The sequence below is a fragment of the Alkalihalophilus pseudofirmus genome (assembly GCF_029094545.1).
Classification (GTDB): domain Bacteria; phylum Bacillota; class Bacilli; order Bacillales; family Bacillaceae_D; genus Alkalihalophilus; species Alkalihalophilus pseudofirmus.
This window is the reverse complement of sequence record NZ_CP117835.1, coordinates 894004-920198: the sequence shown is the minus strand read 5'-3', so window position 1 is coordinate 920198 and position 26195 is coordinate 894004. Positions and strand designations below refer to the sequence as shown.

The 26195-nt window shown below is 38.5% G+C and carries 27 protein-coding genes; 7 read left to right on the top strand and 20 right to left on the bottom strand.

Annotated features, from left to right (window positions below; genetic code table 11):
- Positions 1–7: 7 nt before the first annotated feature.
- The 3 genes from PQ478_RS04680 to PQ478_RS04670 all read right to left on the bottom strand — a co-directional run bounded on the left by PQ478_RS04680 (position 8) and on the right by PQ478_RS04670 (position 1899).
- Positions 8–568 carry a tyrosine-type recombinase/integrase gene (locus PQ478_RS04680; RefSeq protein WP_012957876.1) on the bottom strand — a complete coding sequence of 187 codons (561 nt, stop codon included), beginning with the start codon at positions 566–568 and terminating at the stop codon, positions 8–10.
- 140 nt (positions 569–708) lie between these two features.
- Positions 709–1458 carry a sporulation protein YunB gene (gene yunB / locus PQ478_RS04675; protein ID WP_289235981.1) on the bottom strand — a complete coding sequence of 250 codons (750 nt, stop codon included), beginning with the start codon at positions 1456–1458 and terminating at the stop codon, positions 709–711.
- 81 nt (positions 1459–1539) lie between these two features.
- Positions 1540–1899, bottom strand: coding sequence for a hypothetical protein (locus PQ478_RS04670; RefSeq protein ID WP_075683904.1), 360 nt, complete (start codon positions 1897–1899; stop codon positions 1540–1542).
- Positions 1900–2073: 174 nt separating this feature from the next.
- Between PQ478_RS04670 and PQ478_RS04665 the strand changes: the two genes are divergently transcribed.
- From PQ478_RS04665 to PQ478_RS04645, 5 genes are all read left to right on the top strand, one after another.
- Positions 2074–3411 (top strand): hypothetical protein, encoded by a 1338-nt coding sequence (locus PQ478_RS04665; RefSeq protein WP_289235980.1) that lies wholly within the window; start codon positions 2074–2076, stop codon positions 3409–3411.
- A 120-nt stretch (positions 3412–3531) separates the two neighbouring features.
- Positions 3532–4644, top strand: coding sequence for a mandelate racemase/muconate lactonizing enzyme family protein (locus PQ478_RS04660; protein ID WP_289235979.1), 1113 nt, complete (start codon positions 3532–3534; stop codon positions 4642–4644).
- Entirely contained in the window at positions 4644–6038 is a 1395-nt protein-coding gene (locus PQ478_RS04655; RefSeq protein ID WP_289235978.1) for a YfcC family protein, read from the top strand. Before PQ478_RS04660 ends, PQ478_RS04655 begins: the two co-directional genes overlap by 1 nt.
- Positions 6039–7142: an amidohydrolase gene (locus PQ478_RS04650; protein ID WP_289235977.1), complete on the top strand. Its 1104-nt coding sequence runs from the start codon at positions 6039–6041 to the stop codon at positions 7140–7142.
- 232 nt (positions 7143–7374) lie between these two features.
- The gene (locus PQ478_RS04645; protein WP_289235976.1) at positions 7375–8442 is read left to right on the top strand and encodes a M14 family zinc carboxypeptidase; all 1068 of its coding nucleotides are present in this window, start codon (positions 7375–7377) and stop codon (positions 8440–8442) included.
- Between the two features lie 98 nt (positions 8443–8540).
- Here PQ478_RS04645 and PQ478_RS04640 read toward each other — a convergent pair whose 3' ends face one another.
- From PQ478_RS04640 to PQ478_RS04620, 5 genes are all read right to left on the bottom strand, one after another.
- On the bottom strand, positions 8541–8762 hold the full coding sequence (locus PQ478_RS04640) for a hypothetical protein (protein WP_075683899.1): 222 nt from the start codon (positions 8760–8762) through the stop codon (positions 8541–8543).
- 145 nt (positions 8763–8907) lie between these two features.
- Complete coding sequence (locus tag PQ478_RS04635) at positions 8908–9285, bottom strand: hypothetical protein (protein WP_012957869.1); 378 nt, start codon at positions 9283–9285, stop codon at positions 8908–8910.
- Between the two features lie 119 nt (positions 9286–9404).
- Entirely contained in the window at positions 9405–9734 is a 330-nt protein-coding gene (locus PQ478_RS04630) for a hypothetical protein (protein WP_289235975.1), read from the bottom strand.
- Between the two features lie 81 nt (positions 9735–9815).
- Complete coding sequence (locus PQ478_RS04625; protein WP_289235974.1) at positions 9816–10748, bottom strand: aminoglycoside phosphotransferase family protein; 933 nt, start codon at positions 10746–10748, stop codon at positions 9816–9818.
- Between the two features lie 60 nt (positions 10749–10808).
- On the bottom strand, positions 10809–12800 hold the full coding sequence (locus tag PQ478_RS04620; RefSeq protein ID WP_289235973.1) for a S9 family peptidase: 1992 nt from the start codon (positions 12798–12800) through the stop codon (positions 10809–10811).
- 210 nt (positions 12801–13010) lie between these two features.
- On the opposite strand from PQ478_RS04620, the gene PQ478_RS04615 reads away from it, so the two are divergent.
- Positions 13011–14747 carry an ABC transporter ATP-binding protein gene (locus tag PQ478_RS04615; protein ID WP_289235972.1) on the top strand — a complete coding sequence of 579 codons (1737 nt, stop codon included), beginning with the start codon at positions 13011–13013 and terminating at the stop codon, positions 14745–14747.
- A 118-nt stretch (positions 14748–14865) separates the two neighbouring features.
- On the opposite strand, the gene PQ478_RS04610 is transcribed toward PQ478_RS04615, so the two are convergent.
- The 8 genes from PQ478_RS04610 to PQ478_RS04575 all read right to left on the bottom strand — a co-directional run bounded on the left by PQ478_RS04610 (position 14866) and on the right by PQ478_RS04575 (position 22273).
- On the bottom strand, positions 14866–16152 hold the full coding sequence (locus PQ478_RS04610; RefSeq protein ID WP_289235971.1) for a voltage-gated chloride channel family protein: 1287 nt from the start codon (positions 16150–16152) through the stop codon (positions 14866–14868).
- Between the two features lie 9 nt (positions 16153–16161).
- Positions 16162–16773 carry a DUF421 domain-containing protein gene (locus PQ478_RS04605; protein ID WP_289235970.1) on the bottom strand — a complete coding sequence of 204 codons (612 nt, stop codon included), beginning with the start codon at positions 16771–16773 and terminating at the stop codon, positions 16162–16164.
- A 308-nt stretch (positions 16774–17081) separates the two neighbouring features.
- Positions 17082–17453 (bottom strand): hypothetical protein, encoded by a 372-nt coding sequence (locus tag PQ478_RS04600; protein WP_289235969.1) that lies wholly within the window; start codon positions 17451–17453, stop codon positions 17082–17084.
- An 80-nt stretch (positions 17454–17533) separates the two neighbouring features.
- A complete protein-coding gene (locus PQ478_RS04595; RefSeq protein WP_289235968.1) occupies positions 17534–18022 on the bottom strand; it encodes a hypothetical protein in 489 nt (162 codons plus the stop codon).
- 184 nt (positions 18023–18206) lie between these two features.
- Positions 18207–19730 (bottom strand): spore germination protein, encoded by a 1524-nt coding sequence (locus tag PQ478_RS04590; protein WP_289235967.1) that lies wholly within the window; start codon positions 19728–19730, stop codon positions 18207–18209.
- A gap of 22 nt (positions 19731–19752) precedes the next feature.
- On the bottom strand, positions 19753–20916 hold the full coding sequence (locus PQ478_RS04585) for a Ger(x)C family spore germination protein (protein ID WP_289235966.1): 1164 nt from the start codon (positions 20914–20916) through the stop codon (positions 19753–19755).
- Entirely contained in the window at positions 20913–22049 is a 1137-nt protein-coding gene (locus PQ478_RS04580; protein WP_289235965.1) for a GerAB/ArcD/ProY family transporter, read from the bottom strand. The genes PQ478_RS04585 and PQ478_RS04580 overlap by 4 nt, the downstream gene beginning before the upstream one ends.
- The gene (locus PQ478_RS04575; RefSeq protein WP_289235964.1) at positions 22046–22273 is read right to left on the bottom strand and encodes a hypothetical protein; all 228 of its coding nucleotides are present in this window, start codon (positions 22271–22273) and stop codon (positions 22046–22048) included. The genes PQ478_RS04580 and PQ478_RS04575 overlap by 4 nt, the downstream gene beginning before the upstream one ends.
- A 181-nt stretch (positions 22274–22454) precedes the next feature.
- Between PQ478_RS04575 and PQ478_RS04570 the strand changes: the two genes are divergently transcribed.
- Positions 22455–23249 (top strand): carbon-nitrogen family hydrolase, encoded by a 795-nt coding sequence (locus tag PQ478_RS04570; protein ID WP_289235963.1) that lies wholly within the window; start codon positions 22455–22457, stop codon positions 23247–23249.
- 45 nt (positions 23250–23294) lie between these two features.
- Here PQ478_RS04570 and PQ478_RS04565 read toward each other — a convergent pair whose 3' ends face one another.
- The 4 genes from PQ478_RS04565 to PQ478_RS04550 all read right to left on the bottom strand — a co-directional run bounded on the left by PQ478_RS04565 (position 23295) and on the right by PQ478_RS04550 (position 26063).
- Positions 23295–23723, bottom strand: coding sequence for a hypothetical protein (locus PQ478_RS04565; protein WP_289235962.1), 429 nt, complete (start codon positions 23721–23723; stop codon positions 23295–23297).
- Positions 23724–23805: 82 nt separating this feature from the next.
- A complete protein-coding gene (locus PQ478_RS04560) occupies positions 23806–25107 on the bottom strand; it encodes an FtsW/RodA/SpoVE family cell cycle protein (protein ID WP_289235961.1) in 1302 nt (433 codons plus the stop codon).
- On the bottom strand, positions 25104–25514 hold the full coding sequence (locus tag PQ478_RS04555; protein ID WP_289235960.1) for a PadR family transcriptional regulator: 411 nt from the start codon (positions 25512–25514) through the stop codon (positions 25104–25106). Before PQ478_RS04555 ends, PQ478_RS04560 begins: the two co-directional genes overlap by 4 nt.
- On the bottom strand, positions 25515–26063 hold the full coding sequence (locus PQ478_RS04550; RefSeq protein ID WP_289235959.1) for a sigma-70 family RNA polymerase sigma factor: 549 nt from the start codon (positions 26061–26063) through the stop codon (positions 25515–25517).
- Between the last annotated feature and the right edge of the window lie 132 nt (positions 26064–26195).

Genomic DNA, 26195 nt, shown 5'->3' with positions numbered 1-26195 from the left:
GCCTTATTTATAAATTAACATCTATTCTTACTTTCACATTATCTTTATCAATTCCAATGTAGCGCAGCGTTTCAGCTCGAGTAGAATGATTGAAGATATTCTGAAGGAGTGAGATGGCCACACCTTTTCTGTATGCATGATACCCAAAGGTTTTTCTTAAGGTGTGAGTACCAATTTTCTCCGTCATTCCAGCTTCTCTAGCAACTGAATTAATGATTCGATACGCCTGCTGCCTTGTAATGGGCTGATTATTCTTGCGTGACTTAAATAAATAATCTTCCTCTGTTAAACCCGCATCATGAATATGAATAAGCAATGCATCTAATACATTTGAATTTATATAAAACAGCTTGTTCTCACAGTCACCTTTTTCCTTTAAATAGTAATATTCCGACACTGTCCCTTCAGTAAATAATTCCTCCACTTTCATTTTTAAGAGATAACTGATTGAGATGCCGGTATTAATACCAAATACAAATAGTAAGTAATCTCTCTTAGACTTTTGTTTTAAGATTTTTTTGATTTCTTCAATCATTTTGAGCTCTTTAATCGGTTCTACGTATTCCATAACTCACCTCATACGATGTTACTTAATATTCATTTTATCAGATGTTATGTAACATTGCATGCATTTACACTTGAAATAAAAAAAGATTCCTACTATTAAGAGGAATCTTTCGCCGCAACACTTTATTTCTTGATTTTAGCTTACTCGCCCGCAGAAACAGCGGGTACAATCATCCCTCCAGATTCTGAATAATACTCCGGAACCTCTCCTTGAATCGTTCGGACACCGATTGGAATGACGGTGTGAATGGCTTGTGTATCTGTTGCAAATGGAATGACAATTTTAACATCCACCGTTATATCTATCCCAAAAATCAGTGTGGTGTTATTAATGCCCGTATTTATCACTTCTCTATGGAAATCAGTTTTCACATCACCAATGACCGAGAAGCGAACAGGAATCCTTGGACCCATTTGAGCTAGTAGTGCATTATTTGTTGCTTGCCCAAGAGGAATATCATACACTACACCCCCATCTGACGTATGGACCTCCCCCTCACTCCCACTATAAATATCAAATGGTTCACCATGTTCAATCGCTTTCAAATGTCGCTGTACTCTGTTCGTTGCTTCTGATAAGACCCTATTATAAACTTGAGTATTAAACTGCATAGAAGTTACCTTATTATCGGCATCTGTTTCAATTATAAATAACTCTGCTTGATCAAGTTCCGATACAATTTTCTTTGACACAGCATCATTTATCGCTTGTGTCGCAATGACTCTTGTTTCAGTAGTAGCAATTTGTAAGAGCGTTGGTTTAATTCCTTTTTCAATGATCCATAACCCCCAGATCGTTAGGGCGACAAATAGGATTATAGATAAAATAAAAACATACCTAAAAGGTAAAGGCCCTCTCTTTTTTCGGGGTTTATATTTAAATGTTCGCATAAAAAACTCCCCCTTTAATCCATTCCTATGCAAGATTAAAGAGGCACTGAACACATTTATAACAATAAGGACCTTGTACCATTAATCTATGTACTTGTCGATTACATTCTGTTTCACTTTGCTGTACAAATGAATACGACCGGCTCTAACAATCGTTACAAACAATAACATCATAATCGTTGAAACACTTAAAAGTACCAAAGCCATAACAAATCCTTCCTCTAAGATAAGCAGCGGGAATCCTACGATCCATGCAAACATCAACCATACGAGAGGGAAAAAATAAACAAGTAAAAACATCATGCTTTGCATCTTAAGTCCGCGGAAATACATTTTACCAGTCTTAGATGACGTTTGCTCTGCTAGCTCGTTACATTCCTTCACATCTCTTTTTGTTAATAGCCACATCTGAAGGACATATTTGTCATACAATCTCCTCACCTAATTCCACCTCCTGTCCTTTAACCTTTTTCTGCAATTTCTAGACATAAATCGATACTACCACATCCAAATCATACCATATCATTATAACAAATAGACGTTCTAGCTCTTCTATCATTTGTTCGTTACAATAACAGTAAATAATCTTTTATCAGCAGGAAAGATGGTGATCAATTGACTGTAAAAATAGGATTTATTGGTTCTGAGCACTCCTCCATTAAAGCACGAGAAATCAGTGAAACCTTACCTGAGATTTCATTAAACATTTATCCCTATCAAACGCCTGATGAGATCAAGCTTCTGCATAGAAAGGCCATAGAAGAAACAGACGTTATCTGTTTTTCAGGAATTGTTCCTTTTCATTTTAGAGATAAGTTCATTCGTACAGACAAACAAGTTGTGATCGCGCCCTTCCATGAATATATGGTGGCAGCTTCTTTACTTCACTGCGTCCTAAAGTACTCCTGTAAGGTTGAACAGTTATCTATTGACCTGCCAGATCGAAATGTATTACATAGCGTAGCAGAGGAGATTGAGCTTTCCTTCAATGATGACCAGGTGTACGACTATAAATGGATCTATTCAGATGAAGAAGACCTAGAATTATCCTTTTTGCAGATAGCCGATTTTCATATTCACTTATTCAAATCAGGCAAAACCAAAATGGCCATCACGAGCCTTCATTATGTTCATGACTTGTTAAAAGAAGCGGCCGTACCTGTCATTTATATGATTGACACAGAACAAACCTTAAAAACTACCTTGAAGGATGCTGCTAAACAAGTTCAATTCTCCCGCCTCAAAGACGGGATGCCTGCTGTAATTTCGCTCTCTTTCCCAGATAGTAAGATTACTTCTCATATGCAATCGGTACTATCTTCTTTCTTTGAAACACTTACTACGAAGCATCAAACTTCATCATTAACCAGACATGAGACAGCAACTTTCTATTCAACCGTAGGTATGGTTAAGGAACATCTGTTAATGGTGAATGACTCTTCTTGGATTAAATTCCTTGAAGACAAACTCACAACTCCGTTTCAGATTGGCATTGGATACGGCCGTCATTTATATGAAGCAGAAGAGCATGCAAAACAAGCCATGCAAATAGCGAAACAAGAGACCTCTCCCACAGAAAGCAACGGCTACTTGTTGACTGAAGATAAAAAATTGAAAGGCCCTATAAGAGGGGTTGTAAAAGAAAAACCAGTCAGAGTCACCGATAAATGGCTTCATGGCTTGATGAAGAAAACCAATATAACCCTAAATACATTCAATCGATTTTTTCATTTTATAAGAGTGCATCAATATCAGCCTTTTACTGTAAATGATTATGCCTCCTATTCAAAAGTATCAACACGTACATCCGAACGTTTTATTAAACGTCTTTATGAATCTCACATTATTGAAATAAGAGGACTAGAACAAAACAGCCAATCAGGCCGACCACGAAAAGTGTATATTTTAAAAGAAGAAATTGAAAAACAAATTAGAACAGCAACGGAGGTATAATCATACCTTCGTTTTTTATGATCGAAATTATTAACAGAAAAGTTTGACACCTCACTCGAATTCTATTACTTTATAATTAACGACATCAAAACGACAAAAATAAGGAGGTTAGTAATAATTATGAGGATATTCAAAGTGGATGTGCATATGATTGAGCTCCCACTAAATGAACCATTTATTATTTCCTATGCGAGCTATGATAAGATGCCCGCGATTATTATCAAAATGTACACTGACCAAGGAATCATTGGCTACGGAGAAAGCGTGCCTGATGAGCATGTAACTGGGGAATCAGTCCATAGTGTATTTGATGCCTTAAAGTATCAGCTGATCCCCGCTATTATTGGTAAGGACCCGTGTAATATTATGGAGATCCATGATCTTATGAATGCTGCCCTTGTAGGAAATGGTGCAGCTAAAGCTGCTGTTGATATTGCCTGTTATGACATCTTAGGGAAAGCTAGCAACCTTCCAGTCTATTCATTACTTGGCGGCAGAAAAAAGGATCAGCCTATGATTCCAGAAGTATTTAGTATTCTTGAACCTGATGTCCTGGCAAAGAAAGCGATCCAAGCTCGTAACAACGGCTATAAAGAAATCAAAATGAAACTTGGAATTGACTCAGAAAAAGACGTTGCTCGTGTGAAAGCCGTAAGAGATGCAATCGGTGAGGACCTACTCATTCGTGTGGATGTTAATCAAGGCTGGGGGTCCTTTCAGAAGGCAAAACAAATGATTAAAAAGCTTGAACCCTATAATGTAACGTGGGTTGAGCAGCCTATTGCCCAAATGGATTTATCTATGTTTCAAAGATTGCAAGAATCATCTTTCACTCCTTTAATGGCAGATGAGAGCTTAATTAATGCCCAGCACTTACGAACATTGGTTGAACATCAATCTGTGGACTATATTAATATTAAATTAATGAAAAGCGGCGGAATTTATCCTGCCTATCAACTAGCCACCCAAGCAGAACTTTTCGGGATTCATTGTCAGATTGGCTCGATGGTTGAATCATCCATCGCTTCAGCAGCAGGCTTTCATGTCGCTCTAGCAAAAATGAATATCGTTTCCACCGAAATCTCAGGGCCAACGAAATTCACAAAAGATGTTGGGGACCTGACCTACTCTCTCCCTTATGCCAATATAACAAGTAAACCTGGTCTAGGAATTAACGTAGATGATGATGTAATTAAAGAATTGACGACTCGGTCTGAGGAGATGATGCTGTAATGGGAAACGATAAAAGGAAATGGGTAACACCCCACACATATGCGATTATTTTTGCTGTCATTGTGTTAGCAGCTATTGCTACATATATCATCCCAGCAGGCGAATATGAGCGTCAAGAAGTGGACGGAAGAACCGTTGTAGTGGACAACAGTTACCAGTCAGTTGAGCAGAATCCGATCACTTTTTTTGAATTATTTAAATCTATTCCTCAAGGTATGCAAGACGGAGCGACGATTATTTTCTATATCTTCTTAATCGGCGGAGCTTTTGGGGTCATCAGGTCTACCGGTGCCATTGATTCTGGTATTAACAGACTGGTTCACAAATTAGAAAATAAAGATATGTTAATTATACCAATGGTTATGTTCACCTTCTCGGTTCTTGGGTTTACTACGGGTATGTCTGAAGAAAGTATTATTTTTGTACCAATCGGGATTGCCATTGCTAGATCTCTTGGCTACGATTCTATTGTCGGAACCGCTATGATTACACTCGGGGCCGCTAGTGGATTTATAGGAGGCATGCTCAACCCGTTTACTGTAGGAGTTGCTCAAGGGATCGCTGAAGTACCGCTTTTTTCAGGAATTGCTTTTCGCTCAATTGTTTATATTTTAATACTCGTTCTTGCGGTATGGTACGTATTACGTTATGCCAAAAAGGTGAAAAACGATCCGAGGTCATCCGTTATGTATGATCTTGAACATACGGTAGATGCGGATGCTGAACAAGCACGTAGTCAAATCGCTGATTTCAACAACCGTCATGCTCTTGTTCTGCTCGCTCTCTTAACGGGTGTATTGATTAATATGTACGGTGTCTTTAATTGGGATTGGTTTTTAACTGAGCTTGCTGCTTCATTTATTATTATTGGGCTGCTTTGCGGGCTTGTTGGCGGGCTTGGTATTAATAAGACCTTCTCCTCCTTTGTTGACGGCATGAGACTTGTCGTATTCGGGGCTTTAATTGTAGGCTTTGCACGAACGATTCTTGTTGTGATGCAGGACGGTATGATAATAGATACTGTAATCTACTCTCTAGCCACTTTCATTCAACATCTGCCAGCTTCGTTAAATGTGATCGGCATGTTTTTCGTTCAAACGTTTATTAATTTCTTTGTCCCTTCAGGAAGCGGACAGGCAGCAGCTACAATGCCAATTATGGTCCCTCTAGCTGATCTTTTAGGACTTGAACGCCAAGTCGCCGTGCTCGCTTATCAATACGGCGATGCAATCAGTAACTCTATCATCCCAACTTCTGCCTCACTAATGGGATATCTTGCTGTAGCCGGAATACCGTATGAACGGTGGGCAAAGTTTATCTGGAAGCTTATTCTTTTATGGTCTATCGTTGCCATGGCAGCACTTGTAGCCGCTGTGATGATAGGAGTGAGCTAATTGAAGAAAAAAGAGTTAGTAGAAATGTGGGAGTATCTCCACCAACACCCTGAAGTAAGCTGGGATGAGCATGGTACCACAAATTATTTAATGAACCATTTTAAACAAGCTGGCTTTCATCCGGTAGCATTTGAATCTATTCCAGGATTTTATGTGGATGTTGGTACTGGAAAGCCGAAAGTTGGTCTGCGTGCCGATATGGATGGTCTGCTTCAAGAAGTAAACGGTATCCTCCAAGCAAATCATTCATGCGGTCATGATGCTCATATGACGATTGTGACCGGTGTAATGCATCGCTTAAAAGAAATAGAAAAAAAGCTTAATGGATCAGTGAGAGCTATTTTTCAGCCCGCTGAAGAAGTTGGGAACGGGGCAGTTAAGGTCGTTGAAATGGGCATTGTTGATGAGCTTGTGTATTTATTTGGAGTTCATGTACGTCCTAAAAATGAAATTCCCTATCCAAAATGCGCTCCAGGCATTCAGCATGGTTCTTGCGCGTTTGTAAAAGGTAAGATCAAAGGTGATGATCATCACGGTGCGCGTCCAAACGAAGGTATAAACGCTATCGAGGTAGGTAGTTCAATCATGCAGCACCTCAAGCATCTTCATACCAAACCACAAGTTCCAACATCCGTAAAAATAACCCAATTTCATGCAGGTGGTGATCATTTAAATATTATTCCTGGCAGCGCCACATTTGGGTTTGATTTGCGTGCTCAAACAAACGAGGTAATGAATGAAATAAAAGAAAAACTAGCATCTATCATCACTTATGTGTCAGCGTTATATGAGGTTGAAATCACCTATAAAATCAAGGACCACATACCCGCAGCCATTATTAGCACTGAGGCTGAAGCAAAGGTTGAACAAGCGATTAAAGAAATACTGGGGCCTGACCTGCTTCAGCCTAGAATCATCACATCCGGTTCAGATGACTTCCATTATTTCACGTTAATGCGGCCTCAAATTAAAGCCACAATGCTTGCATTAGGCGCTGATGTCTTACCTGGCTTACACCATCCTAATATGAGATTTAACACACAAGCGATTGAAAATGGCGTCAATATCTTGTTGCAATCGTGTTTATTGGCTCTTGAATCGTAAAACTATAGCAAAACAACCCCAGCCAGTGGCTGGGGTTGTTTTGCAGTCTATCCAATGCAAGAGAAAGAAAAGAATCGTAACTCCTTGCCCTTTATCAGGGAACTAAGGCCCAGTCATTTTAACTAACATTTCACTTCGGTTTAAAATCGGTAACTATGCCCTTGTATAAAATAAACCATCTCGAAGTAGTGATATATGGACTGGCAAATCTCTTTAGAAGGGCGCGATGTTAATGAAGAAGCTTACAACTATGGTTTTATCCCTAACACTTGCATGCAGCTTGGTTATTGCACCACATACAGCCACCAACGTTCAAGCAGCTGGTTCTGGTCCCTCCATGAATGAAGTACAAGCAATTAAAATAGAAAGGCTAAAAAATTATGAAGAAATGAAGTCATTTTTAAATGGGATTGATAAAAGGGCAGCCCATATTACCGTCGAAACCATCGGACAATCCGTAAAAGGGAGAGATATTGATATGGTTAAGCTTGGAGTCAATCCTGACAATCCAACCATCTTATTTCTATCCCAGCAGCACGCCAACGAACCACTTGTCACCGAAGGAATCTTCTATCTTTTAAACAAACTTGCTTCTAACAGCTTAGAGGTTCAAAGCCTTCTCAAACAAATCAATATTATTTTTATCCCTCGTTTGAATCCCGATGGGGCCCAAGGAGATGTAAATTGGGATACCTCGCATTTACTTGGAGGCGGGCAACAAACCCGCAATAATGCTAACGGCATTAATTTAAATCGTACACATAATTCCTTATCACAGCCTGAGACAAGAGCACTGCATGAAGAAGTTCTTAGAAAACATAAAATAGATTTTGCAATTGATATGCATCAACAGGTTGCAAACAGAGCAATTGGGGAAGGTGATTTGGTATCAGGATCATTGCTTTACCCGACAAGTACCGTCTCAGATGAAGTACTTCTAAACTCTAAGAAACTAGGAGCGGTTGTATATGAAGCAATTGAGAAAAAAGGCTATGGAAGACTAGCAAGGTATGGAACAGGTGACGGGTTAACGTCTAACGCCAGAAATCATTTAGCTACTCATTATAAGGTTCCTACATTACTATTTGAAATGAGAGGGATGTCTGACTCACCAAATATCAGTTCGATACTCGGTCAAAAAAGCAATGGATATTTAATCAGGCAATCAGTAGACACCATGGAGGCAACGATTAAAGCTGTTGCTGATGGATCCATTTATGATGCAGATGAAACGTTCTGGGAAGACCTTCCTACCCAATACACTGTCGAACCTTTCCTTAGTGAAGAATTCGGAGAATAATGAGAATCTAGAGGTAATGAGTAGGCTTAAACATTCATTACCTCTAATCTTGCTTGCATTTCTCACGCTATAAAATGCAGCCCCTGAGAATACTCATGTTATTCATCTAATTGAACAGTTAGGTAATGAAATAAGAAAACAGTAACATAATACACCACAGCACCACCTGCGATGAATAAACGATACTCCCATAATTTTTCTAAAGAATAGTACTCTAAGTAAATGCCTGCATCAATGATTGAATTAAGGAGCATGCCCCCAAACACAATCACTCCAAAGATATACAGCAGCTTTTTCGTTTCAACAGCTTCAGATCTCACCTTATTTCCCCTCTCTTTTATCTATCACGTGTCTTTCTACACATCATCTATTTACGGCATTTCGACCCTTCCGGTTTCAATATATTGTAAATTTGATAATAGACATAAAAAAACAAGGCCACATGAATAGCGCCTTGTCTCTTGATTAAGCTTTCGTTAAATAGTCAAATACATATTGGGGAACGGCATGCTGGTCTTGTTCAGATTGAATCGGTTCATATGCTTCATAGCAGAATAAATCATTCCCATTTTCAACTGCCGTCAATTTTATGATTTTTTCGTTGTTCGTTCCTTTTGTTTCTAATTTAAAATCAATCAGGCCTACTGTCAGGCGATATTCATTAAAGATAAGTCCTAACCATTCTTCTGTTTTTTTGACCGTTTGTTTATTCGTTAGAATAGCCTCTGCTAAATGATGAACAGCAATTTTATGCGTTTTTTCATGCGAGAACTGTTTAAGTACTTCTTTACTCATGCTTTTTGAAAACGTGGTAATTCGCTCAACTAATTGACTCATCTTCATGTGTAGACCTCCCAAATGTTACGTTCACTTTCTTAGTTTATACAACCTTCGCAAGTTTATGATAAATAGTAACAGCCCTTGAAGTTTCATTCAGGGGCTGTTTCTTAGTTAGTTTCACCTTAGTCCATTTGCTTGCTCTCTTGTAATAGCTGTGATTCTCCCGTCTTCTCCCACTCCTCTACCTGAGCAATCGCCTCCTCAGGTGAAAAGCCTTGGCCGACAAGAACGCCGGCTAAAATATATTCTTGAAATAGATGAGTCATATTAATTCCTTCTTTTACTTCTTCAAGAGCGAATGTGACGAGCGGCTGAATATATTCCACCCACTGATCAGCCATTGACACATCTTCTGTTTCATTTAGAGCGACTCGGGTAACTGTTATGACGGGTTGTGGACCGCCATATTCTGAGTGCTTCAAGTGTTGTATTTCATCAAAATAATTACCCATAAAGCCCCCTCCTTATTTTCCTCATTAACCTTACTAGATTATGGAAGAGAACTGGCTGATGTTACGCGTCCAATACCTTCTTTATTTTTTACTGAGCCATTCGCCAGCTTCAGCCAGATACATATTTTTAAATGATTCAATCGTTTGAAAGAAGTGCTTGTTGTATCCTCCCTCTTCATCAACTGTCCATGCAGTTGCTAAAACGGAGTGAGCATAGCCGTAGAGAAGCAGCCTTCTTCTATCCAAATTGAGCTGCTCTGTAAATAGGGTGATACGCTGCATAAGGACTTCCTCGATCCCTGCTTCCGGTAATACATTTAACATAAACTGAATAAGATCGTACTCTCTTTCGCCAACAAGCCCCTTAGGATCGATTGCTTTCCATCCTTTTTCACCTTTGAGAATATTGTAGTGATGAAAATCTCCATGCAAAACATACCTTTTCTTTGTGGAGTCATTTAGATAGGTAAAGACCTTTAACGCTTCATCAAGCATATCTCTAGAAAGAGGACCAAATCCTTCAGGATGTTCTTCAATCATCTTTTGAAGGCTCTCCTCTCTATTTTTCGCTGTGGAAAGAGAGAGATTATTCTCTTCTTTTACTATCGAGCCTTTTAATTCTTTGTACACATTGGCTGCTATCAGGCATGCTTCTTTTTCGCTCTCACAAGAAGCTAACGTATCACCAGGGCTTACTTTCTGAAGAATCATTACACCGAGCTTGGCATCAGACCCAAGTACCTGAACAATTCCACCTCCCTTTAGATTCTCGAGAGCAGCCAGTTCGCTTTCAAAGCCTAAACCAGGCAAACAAATTTTAACAACAACCTCTTCTCCTTCAAAAGTCCTTGCAGGTGCAACATAATTAATAGACAGCTCATACGGCTGCCCCATTTTTACATTGAATTTTGTTTCAATTTCTTTAATTAAAAACGGTAGGTTTTTAAGCCACTTCACTCCAGCGTCTTTAAAATAATGAGTGACCGATTGTACAAAAAAGCTTTGCAGATCCATGGTTAAACCTCCTTATTAGGCAAACAGCCACTCTACTCAAGTAAAGTGGCTGTGACTCATTTAATCTAAATACTCTTCAAACCAACCTTTAATATGATTCAACCTTTCGATCCGAAGCTTTGGATTACCGCTTCTTGAAAGTTCGTGATTGGCTTCTGGGAAACGAACAAATTTTGTTTCTTTCTTTTGTTTCTTAAGTGCCACAAATAATTGCTCAGCTTGTTCAATTGGACAGCGGTAATCTTTTTCTCCGTGAAGGATGAGAAGCGGTGTTTCCACTTTGCTAACATGGGCTATAGGAGAGTGTTTCCAAAGCTTTTCAGTTTCTTCAATCAAATCTCCGCCTACTTCCCACTCTGAAAAATAGTAGCCGATATCACTCACCCCATAAAAGCTCAGCCAATTGGAAATGGAACGCTGTGTGACAGCTGCTTTATAACGATTAGTATGACTGACTGCCCAGTTCGTCATAAATCCGCCATAGCTCCCGCCAGTAATTCCTAGGTTGTCTGCATCGACATATTCTAGATATTCCACAGCATAATCAGTCGCAGCTATTACGTCTTGATAATCTTTCCCGCCATAGTCCCCTCGAACAGCATCTACAAAGGCTTGACCGTAGCCATGGCTGCCGCGCGGATTGGTAAATACGACGACATAGCCTGCTGATGCGAGCATTTGAAACTCATGAAAATACGTATTGGCATACATTGCGTGAGGTCCGCCATGAACTTCAATAATCGTCGGATATTTCTTCCCTTCTTCAAAACCAAATGGCTTCATTACCCAGCCATGAACCTCCCAGCCATCCGGTGCATCAAACGTGATTGGTTCAGCTGAAGAAAGTTCTATATCCTTAAAGAAATCGTCGTTTACATACGTAAGCTGTGTTCTCTCACCTGTTGATAAGTTCACTTTGAAAAGATCACCGGGATGTGTCGGGTTACTTATTGCTGCAACAGCCTCGTGAGTATCAGGATTGATGGTCATTCCGTACACATGCTCATTATCATTCATTGCCGGATACATTTCACCTTCAATCGTGCCATAATATACAGCTGTCCTCCCTTGATCGGTTACAAGAAAATAAAATCCTTTACTGTCATTCGTCCAAACCGCCCCTTGGTCTACGATAGCAGAGTGAAAATCGCCTATTGCAATATCTCCAACATGAATATCCAAGTCTGCGGTCAGACATTGCAGTGATTGTGACTCCAATTCATAAAGCCATACACGAGATAATGTCGCACTCTTGTATTCTTTTTCATGTCCAATCAATGTTATGTATTTGCCGTCTGGTGAATAATTTGGATTTCCGAAGAAACCAGTACTTGGCGTAATCTTTGTGAGCTGTTTGTCAGCAAGGGACATGATGTATACATCAGATATATGGCTAAAATCAGGATCCTCTCCTAAGTCTGCAGAAAACACAATACTCTGACCGTCTGCTGACCAAGCGCCAGCAGCATGATCACGATCACCATCAGTCAGCTGCAGGACCTCTCCAGTCTCAACCGTCACGATTCCCAAGTGCTGATTTTTATCATCAAGAAACCCGGTCGCATCGGACTTATAGCGGATTCTTTCAACCACCATCGGCTCAGGCAGCTTGTCGCCATTTTTTTCTTTCTTGTCCCTCTTCTTATCTGTGAGCTTCTCATTTGGTGCTAATGAACCTTCAAAAAGAATTTTGGAGCTGTCGGGTGACCACATTGGATACTTAGCTCCATTTAGACAAGACGTAATCTGTCTTGCTTCTCCTCCCTCAGCACTGATAAGGTAAATTTGAGATTTCCCGCTACGAGTAGATGTAAAGGCAATAAAACGTCCATCTGGAGACCATGCAGGTGTATTATCTGATCCATCTCCAAATGTCCATTGACGTACTTGTTTACCATCTATGTCACTGATAAACAAATGTGATTCATAGTCGTGTTTGTCTTCATTGATTACTGTTTGTACAAATACAACATTTTTCCCATCCGGGGAGAGTTGTGGGTTTTTTACTGATTTTAATTTGTATAAATCTTCTGCTCTCATTCCGCGCTTCATGTTTATTCACCTCGATTAATTACTTTCGATATATTTCGATTACAGAAATACTTTTCATTAGTATAAACGAAATTAGAGAGAGAACGCTATCCATTTTTTCATTTTTCTGAAATGAACTTCTTTTCATCTATAAACAGGATAATCGCATGTATTTATGGTAAATTTAACTAACCAATACCTACGCATATTGCAAAATGAGGAAGTGAACAAATGAAGCCAAATGAACAAACAAGCATCAAGCCTTTTATTTCTCTTATCCTTTCAACAAAGATCCCTAAACTAGCACTAACTCTTGGCCTTGTGGGCAGCTTGATTACAACACTCGTCGGTCTTTCGATTCCCTTGTTAACAAGAGAACTTGTAGACGGCTTTTCAGTTGAATCCTTAAGTGTGTGGCTGATCGTTTTAATTGGGGTTGTATTTATCTTGCAAGCTGTAACGGATGGATTTTCTATGTATTTACTTGCCTATGTCGGGCAAAAAATTGTAGCTGCCTTGCGTGAAAAGATGTGGTTTAAATTACTACGCCTGCCTGTTAACTACTTTGATAAGAAAACGAGCGGTGAATCAGTAAGCCGTGTCGTAAATGATACTGGGATCGTAAAAGACTTGATCTCACAGCATTTCCCTAATTTTATATCAGGTATTATCACCATCATCGGGGCAGTTATTATCTTATTTATTATGGATTGGAAAATGACCTTGCTTATGTTCATCTCTGTTCCACTTACAGCTCTCATTCTTATTCCGCTCGGCAGAAAAATGGCTAAGATTTCACGAGGCCTTCAGGATGAAACTGCTGCCTTTACTGGAAGTGTTCAGCAAACCTTAAGCGAAATCCGCTTGATGAAATCTTCTAATGCTGAGGTCGTTGAAGAAGAAAAGGGAGTAACAGGCATCAATAAATTATTGGGATTTGGGCTAAGAGAAGCTCGTATTTTTGCTATGATTGGCCCATTGATTTATTTAGTGATAATGGTAGTCATTGTGATCATTATTGGTTATGGCGGAGTTCGTGTAGCAGAAGGAACAATGACTACTGGGTCTCTTGTAGCTTTCTTACTTTACTTATTTCAAATTATCTTCCCTATCACCTCCTTTACGATGTTCTTTACTCAGCTTCAAAAAGCGAAAGGAGCAACTGAACGGATTATTGATATTTTAGAGATCCCGCTAGAAGAAGGACAAGAAGGAATAACGATGGACATTACAAACCAACCGCTGTATGTCCGTGATCTCACTTTCGGCTACAGCTCAGATGAACCTGTTATTAATGACGTGTCATTTGATGTGTCACCAGATGAAATGGTTGCATTTGCGGGTCCTAGCGGCGGTGGTAAAACAACCATGTTTGCGATAATCGAGAGGTTTTATGAGCCTTTGTCTGGTGAGATCTTTGTTGGTGAAACACCTATATCAAAATTGTCGATGGCATCCTGGAGAAGTCAAATCGGCTATGTCTCTCAAGACAGTCCAATGATGGCAGGAACGATACGTGAGAATTTATGCTACGGATTAGATAATAAAGAAGAGATTTCTGATGACCGTCTATGGGAAGTTGCGAAAATGGCTTATGCCGATCAATTCATAAAAGAGTTTCCAGAGCAGCTTGAAACAGAAGTAGGAGAAAGAGGTGTGAAGCTCTCCGGCGGACAACGGCAGCGTATTGCGATTGCCCGCGCTTTTTTGCGTGATCCTAAAATACTAATGATGGATGAGGCAACAGCAAGCCTTGACAGTCAATCTGAAGGAATCGTACAAGAAGCTCTGACTCGTTTAATGGAAGGACGAACAACCTTTGTCATTGCTCACAGATTATCGACCATCGTTCATGCGGATAAAATCATCTTTATTGAAAAAGGAAAAATAACAGGGATTGGTACTCACCAAGAATTAGTTTCCACTCATGATTTATACCGGGAGTTTGCTGAACAGCAGCTAACTTAAAATTAAATATCCAGGAAAGCAAGGAAATGGACTGTCCCTAATTATTAGAAACAACTAATAATTGGGGACAGTATACAATGGTCCTGCTTTTTTTTGACCGGGTAAGCGAATAGCAAAACTATTTATTCTTCTCAGTTGTTTCAATAGTTCCTCCGTAAGCAAGGTTATATAACCGACTTTTAGGTTCATATATAGGTTGAGATGGCCAAAGTCCATGGTGCCCAGAAAATATATAACTTATTAAACAAGCAATAAAGAAGAATTCAATTCCTTCGCCGCCAAACATCTCAATACTTAAAAGGAATGCTGCAATCGGTGTGTTAGCCCCGCCTGCAAAGGTAGCAATCAGGCCAAGCCCAGCAAGAAAGGATAACGGTAAATCAATGAATCCGGATAAGCTATTTCCTAAAGTTGCCCCCATAAAAAATAGAGGTATGGCTTCCCCGCCTACAAAGCCGCTGCCAAGGGTAATTGCTGTAAATACTAGCTTAGCAAGAAAGGCGAAAGGGGGAACATTTTCTTCAAAAGATTGTTCAAGCATATCTAAACTACGTCCATTATACTCCTCAGTCCCTAAGATCAATGTTAATGCAACAATAAAGCTTCCCCCAAAAAAGGCTCTACTCATATGGTTTTTCTTAAAAATTTTTTCAGAGAAGCTTTGAATACCGTGCCTTAGTTGACAATAAAATACACTTAAAAGACTGAAAGTAATGGATAAAAGAATAACCATACCGAACATCTTAAGTGAGGTCTCTGGTACTGATTGAATTATGAAAGATTCATGCTCGACTCCCCAAGCTGACTCGGTTATATAATGGCCAACAAAACTAGATACAAGGCAAGGAATCAAAGCGTCAAACCTCATTTTCCCTAAGGCAGTCATCTCCATTCCAAAAACAGCTCCTGTTATGGGAGTTCCAAAAGCTGCGCCAAATCCTGCACTAATTCCGCTCAACAGTAGAATGTTCGTGTCTATTAGGTTCACTTTGAAGTAATGATTTACTGTTTCAGCTATACTTCCACCCATTTGAATAGCTGCGCCTTCTCTTCCTGTGGACCCGCCAAGTAAGACTGTTAGAAACGTACCTAAGTAGACAATAGGTCCTATTCTGCGTACTACTTTTGCATTCCCATGAACAGCTTCTATAATTAGATTATTTCCTTTAGCAGAGTCATTTCCGTCTTTCTTTCCGTACTTCATATATATGTAACCTAACAGTATGCCAGCTAGAGGTAAAAAATAGATTAGCCATGAATGATTTTCACGTGTATTCCCAAGAAAATCATTTGTTGTTAAAAGAAAAGCCGTTGTAGAACCTACTGCCGCACCGATAAGAGCTCCCCACATTACCCATTTTGAGAAGGTTAAAATAAAAGTTTTATCTATGCTTTTCACACCCATTTTATCCCCTCATTTCAAATAATCCGGCGGTTCTTCTCCATGCTTATTATATTTAACTTCTTTAAATAGATTATTGCTATCCTGTGCATCGTCCTTTGGCATTTGTTCTGGTGAGTGAGGTAAGTTCGCTTGAATCAACGAGACAAGCATTTGAATATCTTCTTTCGTAGCATATTGTTTTTCAACTTTTAGCTGGTATCCCAGTTGACCATTTGATTCTATAGTGGCCCATTGCAAATCACTAATTCTTTGAATACTTTGCTGCCTTAATCTGACTTCAAGCATATCTACTGTTAAACGTAGTTTTAATAAATTTTTTTCAATAATTTCCCCATTTTCCACGACCATTATCGATTTGCTGTAAAAAAAATTTTCTAGAATATCGAATTTCAGTACGATATATTCAATCATAATTAGTGTGAGGACAAGTATTAATGTAATCACTAATGTAATCCAAATATTTCTATCACTTACTGGCTGAATAATTAATGAACCAACAGCAATCATCATGACGGTCTGGGCAACCGTCAGCTGGGAAATTGACTTTCTGCCAGCCATTCGCAAAATAAGGACTCCACCAAAAACAATAACTACCGCTTTCCATATGAAGTGTAAATCCAATTCAAATACTCCTTCCTACTTTTTCTTTACTCATTCACTTATTTTTTGCCTTATACACTTACTTGCGCCCTTATCTAATTACTGTAGTATCACTCAGAGTGTAAAAGATTATTCCCTTCTAAGTCAGACTTGAGGATATACATCAAAACGGTTTTTTTTAGTTTAATCCTCGTCTAATAAATACTTGTTTCCTTCTTCCCTTTCTGCTCATACGATATATAAAATTAGTATCAAGCAAATGGTGAATGCCAGACGATGCTCTCTATAAACTATAAAAACGAGAGCTGCTTCGTTGCAGCCCTCGTTTTTTACTTTTCGTACACTTCACTTCTTATTAAAATGTCATAAGCGTCAACACGAGTAACGGAAGATAACTCTTCTGAATTCAACGCTTGGAGTATCTCATTTTGCATTTCTTCAGCAATTGATTGATCTTCTGAAGTCGTAATGGAAATCGATTCTTGGTAGTTGATTTGAACATCCCCAATAATCTCATAATCAGCTAAAGCATTCATAACAGCTTCAGATATGGAAACCATTTCTTGATGAGCCAGCTGACTATCGAATTCAGTGTGTTCTAATACAACATCCTCGACAGGCGGGTCACTAAATATTGTTGATACGATGATGGCTGTCGTCAAAATAGCCCCTGCCCCAACAGCTATAATTCTTTTCTTCAAAACATCTCCCCCTTTCTAGAGGGTATGTCCATCTAAAGACAGGTATTCCCTAAAAAGAACCATTCTCGTTTGAAATGGTTCTAAGGCAAAACTTCTTCTTTCTCACCTTCAATCAATCCTTGTGTTTCTGCAACCGCTTCTGTTGCGGCACCGAACGCTTCAAACCAGCTGCCGATAATGCCTAATTTCAATCCTTCACGCTGAATTTCTTCATCAGATGAGAGCTGCTGCCAAGCCCCGATTGCTCCTAAAAAGGACCCAATCGCCTGCAGCCATATCCCAAAAACAGCCTGCCTTTCTGCCTCTAATCCCTCTTCCCCTTCTTCTGCTACTGTGATTAAATATTCTTCTGTAACCCCTTGGGCCTCAAACAGTGTCCCTACTGCTTGAATCCAGGTTCCAGCTAACACTTTATTTTCAGCAGCAGTAAGTCCTGGGTGCCTCTCTTTCTCTGCCTCATTTAATCTTTGCATTAATTCAACTTTGCTTTCTTCACTGATCTGTCCATTATCATCTAAAACGTTCTTTTTAAACGAACGATTGTATTTACGATTATGTTTGCGAAACATAGGCATCACCCACTTGAACTAATGATCTTTTATTGTATTCATGCCTATTTATTTGGTTCTTTGGCACGAGGTTGTTCGAAGTTTTCCAGGAATTTCTTATAAAATTAATAACAAGACGTGTAGTAATAGAAATAGCAATATTTATATATAAAAAAAAGCCCAACGGAGGTTGGACTCTTTATCTTTAGTTTTGTTTAATATCATCAAGCGTTCCTGGTTCATTCGTTCTCGTACGTTGTTGAGACAAGGGAGCTCTAAACACGAGGTCTAACCAATCCTTATAACGAAACGGTGCAAAAGGAGACGTATAATAAGAACCGAAACTTCGCAAGCCGACCAAGTGAACATTTATTGTGATATAGGAGATGACAATGCCATATAATCCAAACATAGATGCTGCAATCATAAATGAGAAACGGAGCATTCTAAGAGCTATACTAAAACTATAAGAAGGAATAGCAAACGATGCTACTGCAGTAATGGCAACAACAATTACCATAACAGGACTTACAAACCCCGCCCTAACCGCTGCATCTCCAATGACGAGCCCTCCAACAATCCCAATTGTTTGACCTATCGCACGAGGCAGACGAATTCCAGCTTCACGCAATAATTCAATTGTTATTTCCATTAGAAAAGCTTCTAAAAATGCAGGAAAAGGCACTCCTTCACGCGTACCAGCAATGGAGAGAGCAAGTGTTGTAGGAATCATTCCATGATGATACGTCACCATAGCAATATATAAAGAAGGCAAAAATAGAGCAAAGAAGGCCGCCAAATAGCGGATGAGTCGAATCAGCGTTCCAATGTGCCAGCGATCATAATAATCTTCAGGTGACTTCAATAACTGCTCAAATGTAGTTGGCGTGATCAGTGAGTACGGAGTTCCATCAATCAATATGATCACTTTTCCATTCATTAAAGCAGCTGTCGTTTTATCAGGCCTTTCAGTATGCATTAACTGAGGAAAAGGAGATAATACATTATCCTCAATTAGCTGCTCTAATGTACCTGTTTCTAATACTTCGTCAGTCTTTATGCAGCTGATACGATACCTTACCTCATTGACTAACTCCTCAGTGACAAGACCTTTAATATATCCAATAGAATATTTAATCTTGGCTCTTTGTCCGATTTCTCCTGTCTGTATTATAAAGTTAGGATCGGCAATACGTCTTCTCAATAAAACAATATTCGTTTGTATATCCTCAATAAATCCATCTCTTGGCCCTCGGATAACCACTTCACTCTTGGGCTCTTCTATTCCTCTTTTTTCATACCCTTTTGTGCCTAAAATAATTACCTTATCCACACCATCTACTATAAGCAATGAATCTCCAGTCATAAGAAGATGGACTGATTGTTCAAGCGATTTAATTGACTGTACAGAAGAAAGGTTTATCACCTCTTGTGATAATTTCTTTATAAGTTCTTCATGACTTAAATTAGCAACTTCACGTTGAGAAATTTGCATAATTGGCTTAATAACACTATTGTCAAGCAAATCCCTGTCGCTTAACCCGCTCACATAAAAGAGTGTCGCTTTAATTAGGCCTGCAATGACCATATCGTGCTGAACGATATCACTGCTTTCTCCAATATAATCTTTCACTAATTTAGTTAAATCAACTAAATCTGAAGAATCAATAGCATTCGTTTTTAACGGTTGAATCGTATCTCTTTTTTTCTTTAATAACTTCCTATACACATAATCACCTAGTTCAATGAAGTTAGCTTACTTTCTCCTGAGTCATATAGTGACTGATCAAAACGTCTGAATGTATCGTAATAACAGCATCTTTAAACAAACCATTTTCACCTTCCCACCGATCTTTTGTTTCTTTCCAATAGTGATAATTCTTTCTTTTGAGGAGTTTCTGAAAAGAAAAAATGTCACAGTAGTATTCTTCTTGCATTTTCGTAACAATTTGTTGAGATTGCTTTTTTATTTCTGCTTCTAAGATGTTTTCAATTTCCATTAAAGCTTTAGGATCATCTATTTGCAGCCCTGACATCCAACTTTCCGCAAAAGTTCCCTCTGCCTTAATATGAACATCAAATACATTTTTACCATTTTCCCTTTTATAATTAAGTTTTGTTTCCTGTGATAATATTTCAAAAACAAAGGGGTCACCGTTTTTCCCCTCTGCCTCTAAGATGCCATTCATCGCTTCACCAATTACCCAGTTATAGCCTCTGACATCTCCTTCATCTAACCAACCCATCATTTTATTGGTTGATCCATTAATAATGGCTGCACCTGAAAGCCTTAAGTCTCCTCTTTGCGGCTTATATACTCCGGGTATTAGATAGCTGCTGTTGGCAGCCACTTTCTCAGAGATCATTCCAATTTCTCTAGTATCGATCATCCCTAGCACATTTTGATTATTTTCATCTATCATATCCATTGAGATTCCCGGCATATCTTCTAGTGGTAATTTATCGATGTAAACATCCTTCGCCGCTCCATTAGAAATTAATACATGCGTTTTTCTTCTCATCTCATGGTCTCTTGTATAAAGATCAAGTACACCTGTAATGAAATCTTGTCTAGCAAGCTCTTCATTAATCACTATTACTTTTAAATGTTCGAAATTAAGGGATCTGCTTCTTCGAGAATTAATGTTACGAATCATCTTAAAATTGGTTGAACCACTGGATGTAATATTAAAAAAGGGTTGAACCCCACTAGTTCCGCCCTCAACATGCCCATTGCCAAAAGCAGATGGAATGGCAATATGAAACGTCGAATCAAAGACCTTAGGATTATCTCTGCTTGGATCAAATGCAACCCCAATAACAAATCCCACTTCTTCAAGTTCAGCCCGATCCCAGCATCCGGTTAAGCTTAACAAGAGAAAGAATAAACACGTTAACCACCTTATTATCCTCATGATTCATAGCTCACACCCTTTCCAACCTTGCCGGTCTTCCGTCTTCTGCTAAAGAAAAAAAGGTATCCACACCCTAAACTTACGAGATATAAAGCTAAACCCAGCCAGCCAATCCATTCTCCAAACTGAAACGTTTCAGTTATGGAGTGAGGGATAAAAGCTACAATGAAAATAAAGAAAATACTTATGGCAGGTAAATAGGTTGTGAACGCTTCTTTCTTTACAAAGTGCTTTTCTAGTAACTGAATAAAAATCAATTGTGAAATAGAGATCGTGTTAAAAATGGTCATGATCCAAACCGTAATTAATAAGGATTCCAGCCTCTCAAAAAATCCACCTGGTATTTCTATCTGCTTTGCTAGTTCAACTGTTGGAAAAGTGATTTGCGTAGTTGTGTCAACACTGAAATTAGCATATGAAATTATCGTTACTAATAAATAAAGAAACATAATTAACATAATCCCTGCCATTAAAGGGAACACTTTTAAATCACTTTTCTTCATGTAGCCCATCAGGAAAAATAAGATTTCAAGACCTAAAAATGAAAATAACGTTACCTTCATAGTAAGCAGAATAGGAAATATTCCTTCCGGCATAACTGGAAGCAGATTCGTCATATCAGAGTTGATAGAAGTAAATGAAATTAGCCCTAAGAGCACAAATACAACAATAGGTAAAAACATGAGACTTAAATGAACGATTCCTTGGACCCCTTTTGAAACAGCATAGGTCGTAATGAACAACATGAGGGCAGCAATAACTTCTGAGGGTGTTTGGTCTAAAATGTACATCCTCATCAGGGAGGTTAGTATTCGCACCTCATACCCCATTAAACATAAAAAATAGACTAGAAATAGTAAGGCAAGAACGGGAGCAAACCACTTACCCACTTTACCACCTGCTATATATTGCAGAAGTGTCTCGCCTGGAAACTGCTGCTGCAGTTTCACATATAAAGCCACCAAACTCATAATGATCCCACTAGCTAAAAGAATGGAGATCCAACCGTCTGCCAAACCTAATTCTGTTGCTAAAACTCTTGGTAACGTAAGAATACCAACCCCTATAATCATTGAAACAAGCGTCAAACACATCTCTCCTGGTGAGATAGAATAGGAAATAGTATGTTTCATTTTTCAATCTCTTCTCTAGTTGATTTTTTAAAATTGTTGATCATCTGCTCTTTATTCTTTTGATTTTCTTCTCTCATCCATGGAAGTTCAACTTTCTTTTTATACCTCGTTGTGCCCCATTGAAATAGAGCAGCTAAAATAGTGGCGCCAATTGCTGACCAAATAACTGCTCCTTCTGGTGAAAATCCTATTATTCGATCAGCAAACTCTTTCAATTCTTTCACACCCCTGAATTAAATAAGTTAACAATTATTATTTATTGCTTCAGCCATTTTTATGTATTGAGTAAGTTATCAGAGACAGATTTTTCTAATATATTTGACCGAATCTTCCATTTACTTTATCTTAAAACTAACAACATCAATTTATATAGAAGCATCTCATACACAGAAAGCAGGGATTTCATTGAAGATAGCAGTCTATCAAATGGATATCATACCGGGAAAGCCTGAACAAAACCGAAAGAAAGTAGCCAATTGGGTGGAATCTGTTTGTAATGAGGATAGACCAGATACGGTGGTCCTTCCTGAAATGTGGACCACCGCCTACACATTAAATGACCTGGAGGATTTAGCAGAAGATGAGTCAGAGACGACTATTCACTTATTAAAAGAACTGGCAGTAAAGTTTCAAATTAATATTGTAGGCGGTTCTTTTGCCACAAAAGAGGATGCAAAAATCTACAATCGTGCTGTTGTGATTAACAGAGCAGGTGAGCTTATTTATCAATATGACAAGATGCACCTTGTCCCTATGCTTAATGAACACCTTTATTTAGAAGGCGGCAAAAGCAGCGCGGGAATTTTTGAACTGGACGGGCAAAAAATGGGGTTAATTATTTGTTATGACCTTCGTTTCCCTGAGCTCATGCGAGGATTAGCTCTTCAAGGTGCACAAGCTGTATTTGTTTTAGCAGAGTGGCCTGAGGCTAGAAGCAATCACTGGAAAGTACTGCAGCAAGCTAGAGCAATTGAAAATCAAATGTACATCATCTCTTCTAACCGAGTCGGCGAATATGATGGCGTTGAGTTTTGTGGACACTCTATGATAGTAGACCCATGGGGAGACTTTATTCATATCGCTTCACAAAACAAAGAAGAAACCATCGTTGCATCTCTTAATTTAGAGAAGGTTAAAGAAGTGCGTGAGAATGTACCTGTATTTAAGAGCAGGACACCGCAGTATTATTTGCCACATTAGAAGATGGCCTCGCCCAGAATGTTCTAGGCGAGGCTTTACTTTGTATTAATTAAGCCTCGGCACTATTAAATACCTTGTCTTTGGTGAAAGCTCTATTTGTTCTTCGTAATTACCTGATTCATCACGCCAATGAATGGTTAAACGTAATTCGTCTTCTCGATTATTCTCTGCCTCTCCTAATGATAGATACATATACTCGCCTTTGCTGCTTATGTGTTCATTCTTTTCCCAGCCGTGAATCGCATTTCCGTTCCTTGATAGCTCCACTTCAGTAATAATCACCTCATGCTCCCCATTCCAAAAAACCATACCTTTCCACGTTTCTTTCAAACTATGTTCCACTTCATATGTTGTGGTCCAACTTTTATCAGCAGAATGACCGACCCACATAGGCGGCTGTAAAACCGAAATGATAAACCATGTTCCGAAGATCATTGCAAGTAATGAAACCAACACCCAATTCACTTTTTTCATTGTCGCACCTCAAGGTATGTTTATAGCTTCATTTCATTTTAACATTTTATTCCACAAAAAAGATCGACCCTTTTTGATCGATCTAAACTTTTTTATCTATTTCTACCTCAGTATTTATTATCACATCTTTTCTACGGTATACACTCAGCATAAGTCCAATAATAAACGAGTAGTATAGTTTCTCACTACCTCCATAGCTAATGAAGGGGAGGTTCGCACCTATAAATGGTGCATAACCGAAAGTCATTAGTGTATTAAGCATAAATGGAAACAATAGCAGGACTCCCCCGCCAACCATCAAGAGGCGCTCCTTTTCTGTTTGCATTTTCTTAAATGAGAGGAGTAATCTCACAGACAAAGCAGCAAAAATAACGAGTATTAGAGAAGTTAATATCCACCCACCGTGATAAGTTAGAGCCACTAATATTAATTCTGTGTGTCCAAGAAATAAGTTATGCGTTAATTCTGATTGAGGTCCAAACAAGCCGGCCTTACTTAATACTTCTTTCATCATTATGTAAATATAACCGTAACCACTCGGATCAGCTTCTGGATTTAAAAAGGAAATGAAATTTTGAAGTCTATGGGAAAAGGGTAAAAAGGCAACAAACAAATAAGCAAACAAGAATATGCACCCAGAAAGTACCCATAAAATCCATGACATTACCTTATAATTTTGATTTGAGAATAAGACAATTGTTGAAAATAATATGATGTATAGGACGGCAAGCATTGTCTCAGGTATTAACATAAAGCATCTTACAAATACAATCAGTAATAATAAGCTCCATATAATACGTTTACGGTCTGTCAATTTTTTCTCACTCATTAACCCTACAACAGTTATAAATAAAAGAAAAAGCAGGAAGTAATGAGAGATATTCATTCCTAAGAGGGAGAGAAATACCCTTCCATTCACCATTGAAGTGAGCCCCTCAACATTTAAGGCAGCCATATAAAATCCAGCCGTTAATCCAAACCATTTCCAGTAGTGAAGCACTTTACGATAATCAATGAACATCAAAGTGAAAATAATCAGGAGAGATACACTTACTGATATAAACTGGGCATAGATATTCATTTGGTAGTCGAAAAAAAGAAAAGGCGCAAAACTTAGCAGTAATAAGCTTCCTACAATTGAAACAAGCCACCAATCTACTCTTTCACGATGAAGCTTATTCATCTTTTGTCCAAGCAGAACAGCATTTCCCATCTGTTCAACGGCCATCTTCTCAGCTTCTTCCTCATGATGCCCCCTTTTCATAACTGTTTGCTTACTATGATTTAAATGAGAAAGTAATTCTTTTTCAACCAGCTTTTGACCTTCCTTGGATTTCATTTGCTGCTTAACTGCATTTAAAAAAGTTTGGAACTGCGCATTCATACCCAGCCCTCCTTCTTTAAACGATGGGAGTGATGACTAAATCTTTCTTGCTGAAGTTTCTTCAATTGCTTCAGTCCCTGTTTTGTTAGTTGGTAGTATTTTTCTTCTTCACTGCTCCAATTACCTTGGATGATTTGTTCCCTCTCAAGTTGGTGAAGAAGTTGATATAACATTCCCTCCTGTGATTCGAAATGTGTTATTCCCATCTGCTCTATATGCTGCAAAACCTCAAAGCCTGTTTTCGCTTCATGCTGTAAAGTCTGCAGTAAGTATAATTTTGTTTGTTCTTCGTTCATAGTTTGTTTAATTCGAGCTTTTACCTTCTCTTGGTTCTTAAAATCAAATGCCAACCCTTTAAAGTGAGTTTCGTCCATAGCTTTTTTAAAGTGTTTAAATTGATCTTCCACTTAGTTCACACCTCCAACAAAGCTTTGTTTCAATTTCTTTCTTGCTTGAAATAATCTTGTTTTTACCGTGTTTTTATTTATCTGCAGCAGTTCACTAATTTCCTGGATGGAATACTCTTCATAATAGTAAAGATAGATGACTTCTTTATACATAAGAGGAAGACTTAAAACCTTTGTTACTAATTCCTCTTCTTCTGTCCGCTCTATTAAATTACTTTCCGGTGTTCTTAAGTCAACCATATGTTCTATCATGTTACCCTCTTTGGATGTTTGTACATTTTTGGTATGCCAGCTCTTTAAATAATCTTTACTACTGTTAATCGCTATACGGTATAACCATGTTTTCAAGCTGGCACGCTGTTCGAATTGATCAATTTTTTGATACACTTTCACAAAGACTTCTTGGGCTAAATCTTCTGCTATATCTTGCTGATGAACATATGAGAAAATGAGCTTCAAAACACCATTTCCATATTCACTCATCAGCTCTGTAAGCAAGGCTTCTTTATCCATCTCTTTTTCCTCTGTCTTCTCATAATACGTATGCATCCCTTCCCTCCTTTCAATCATTAGACGATAGCTAACTATTTTTGGTTTTTTCTTTTTAAAATATATTTCAACAAATAACATTACTGCAAAACTATTGTTATTTACCTGTTTTACACTAGAGGAAAAACTTAG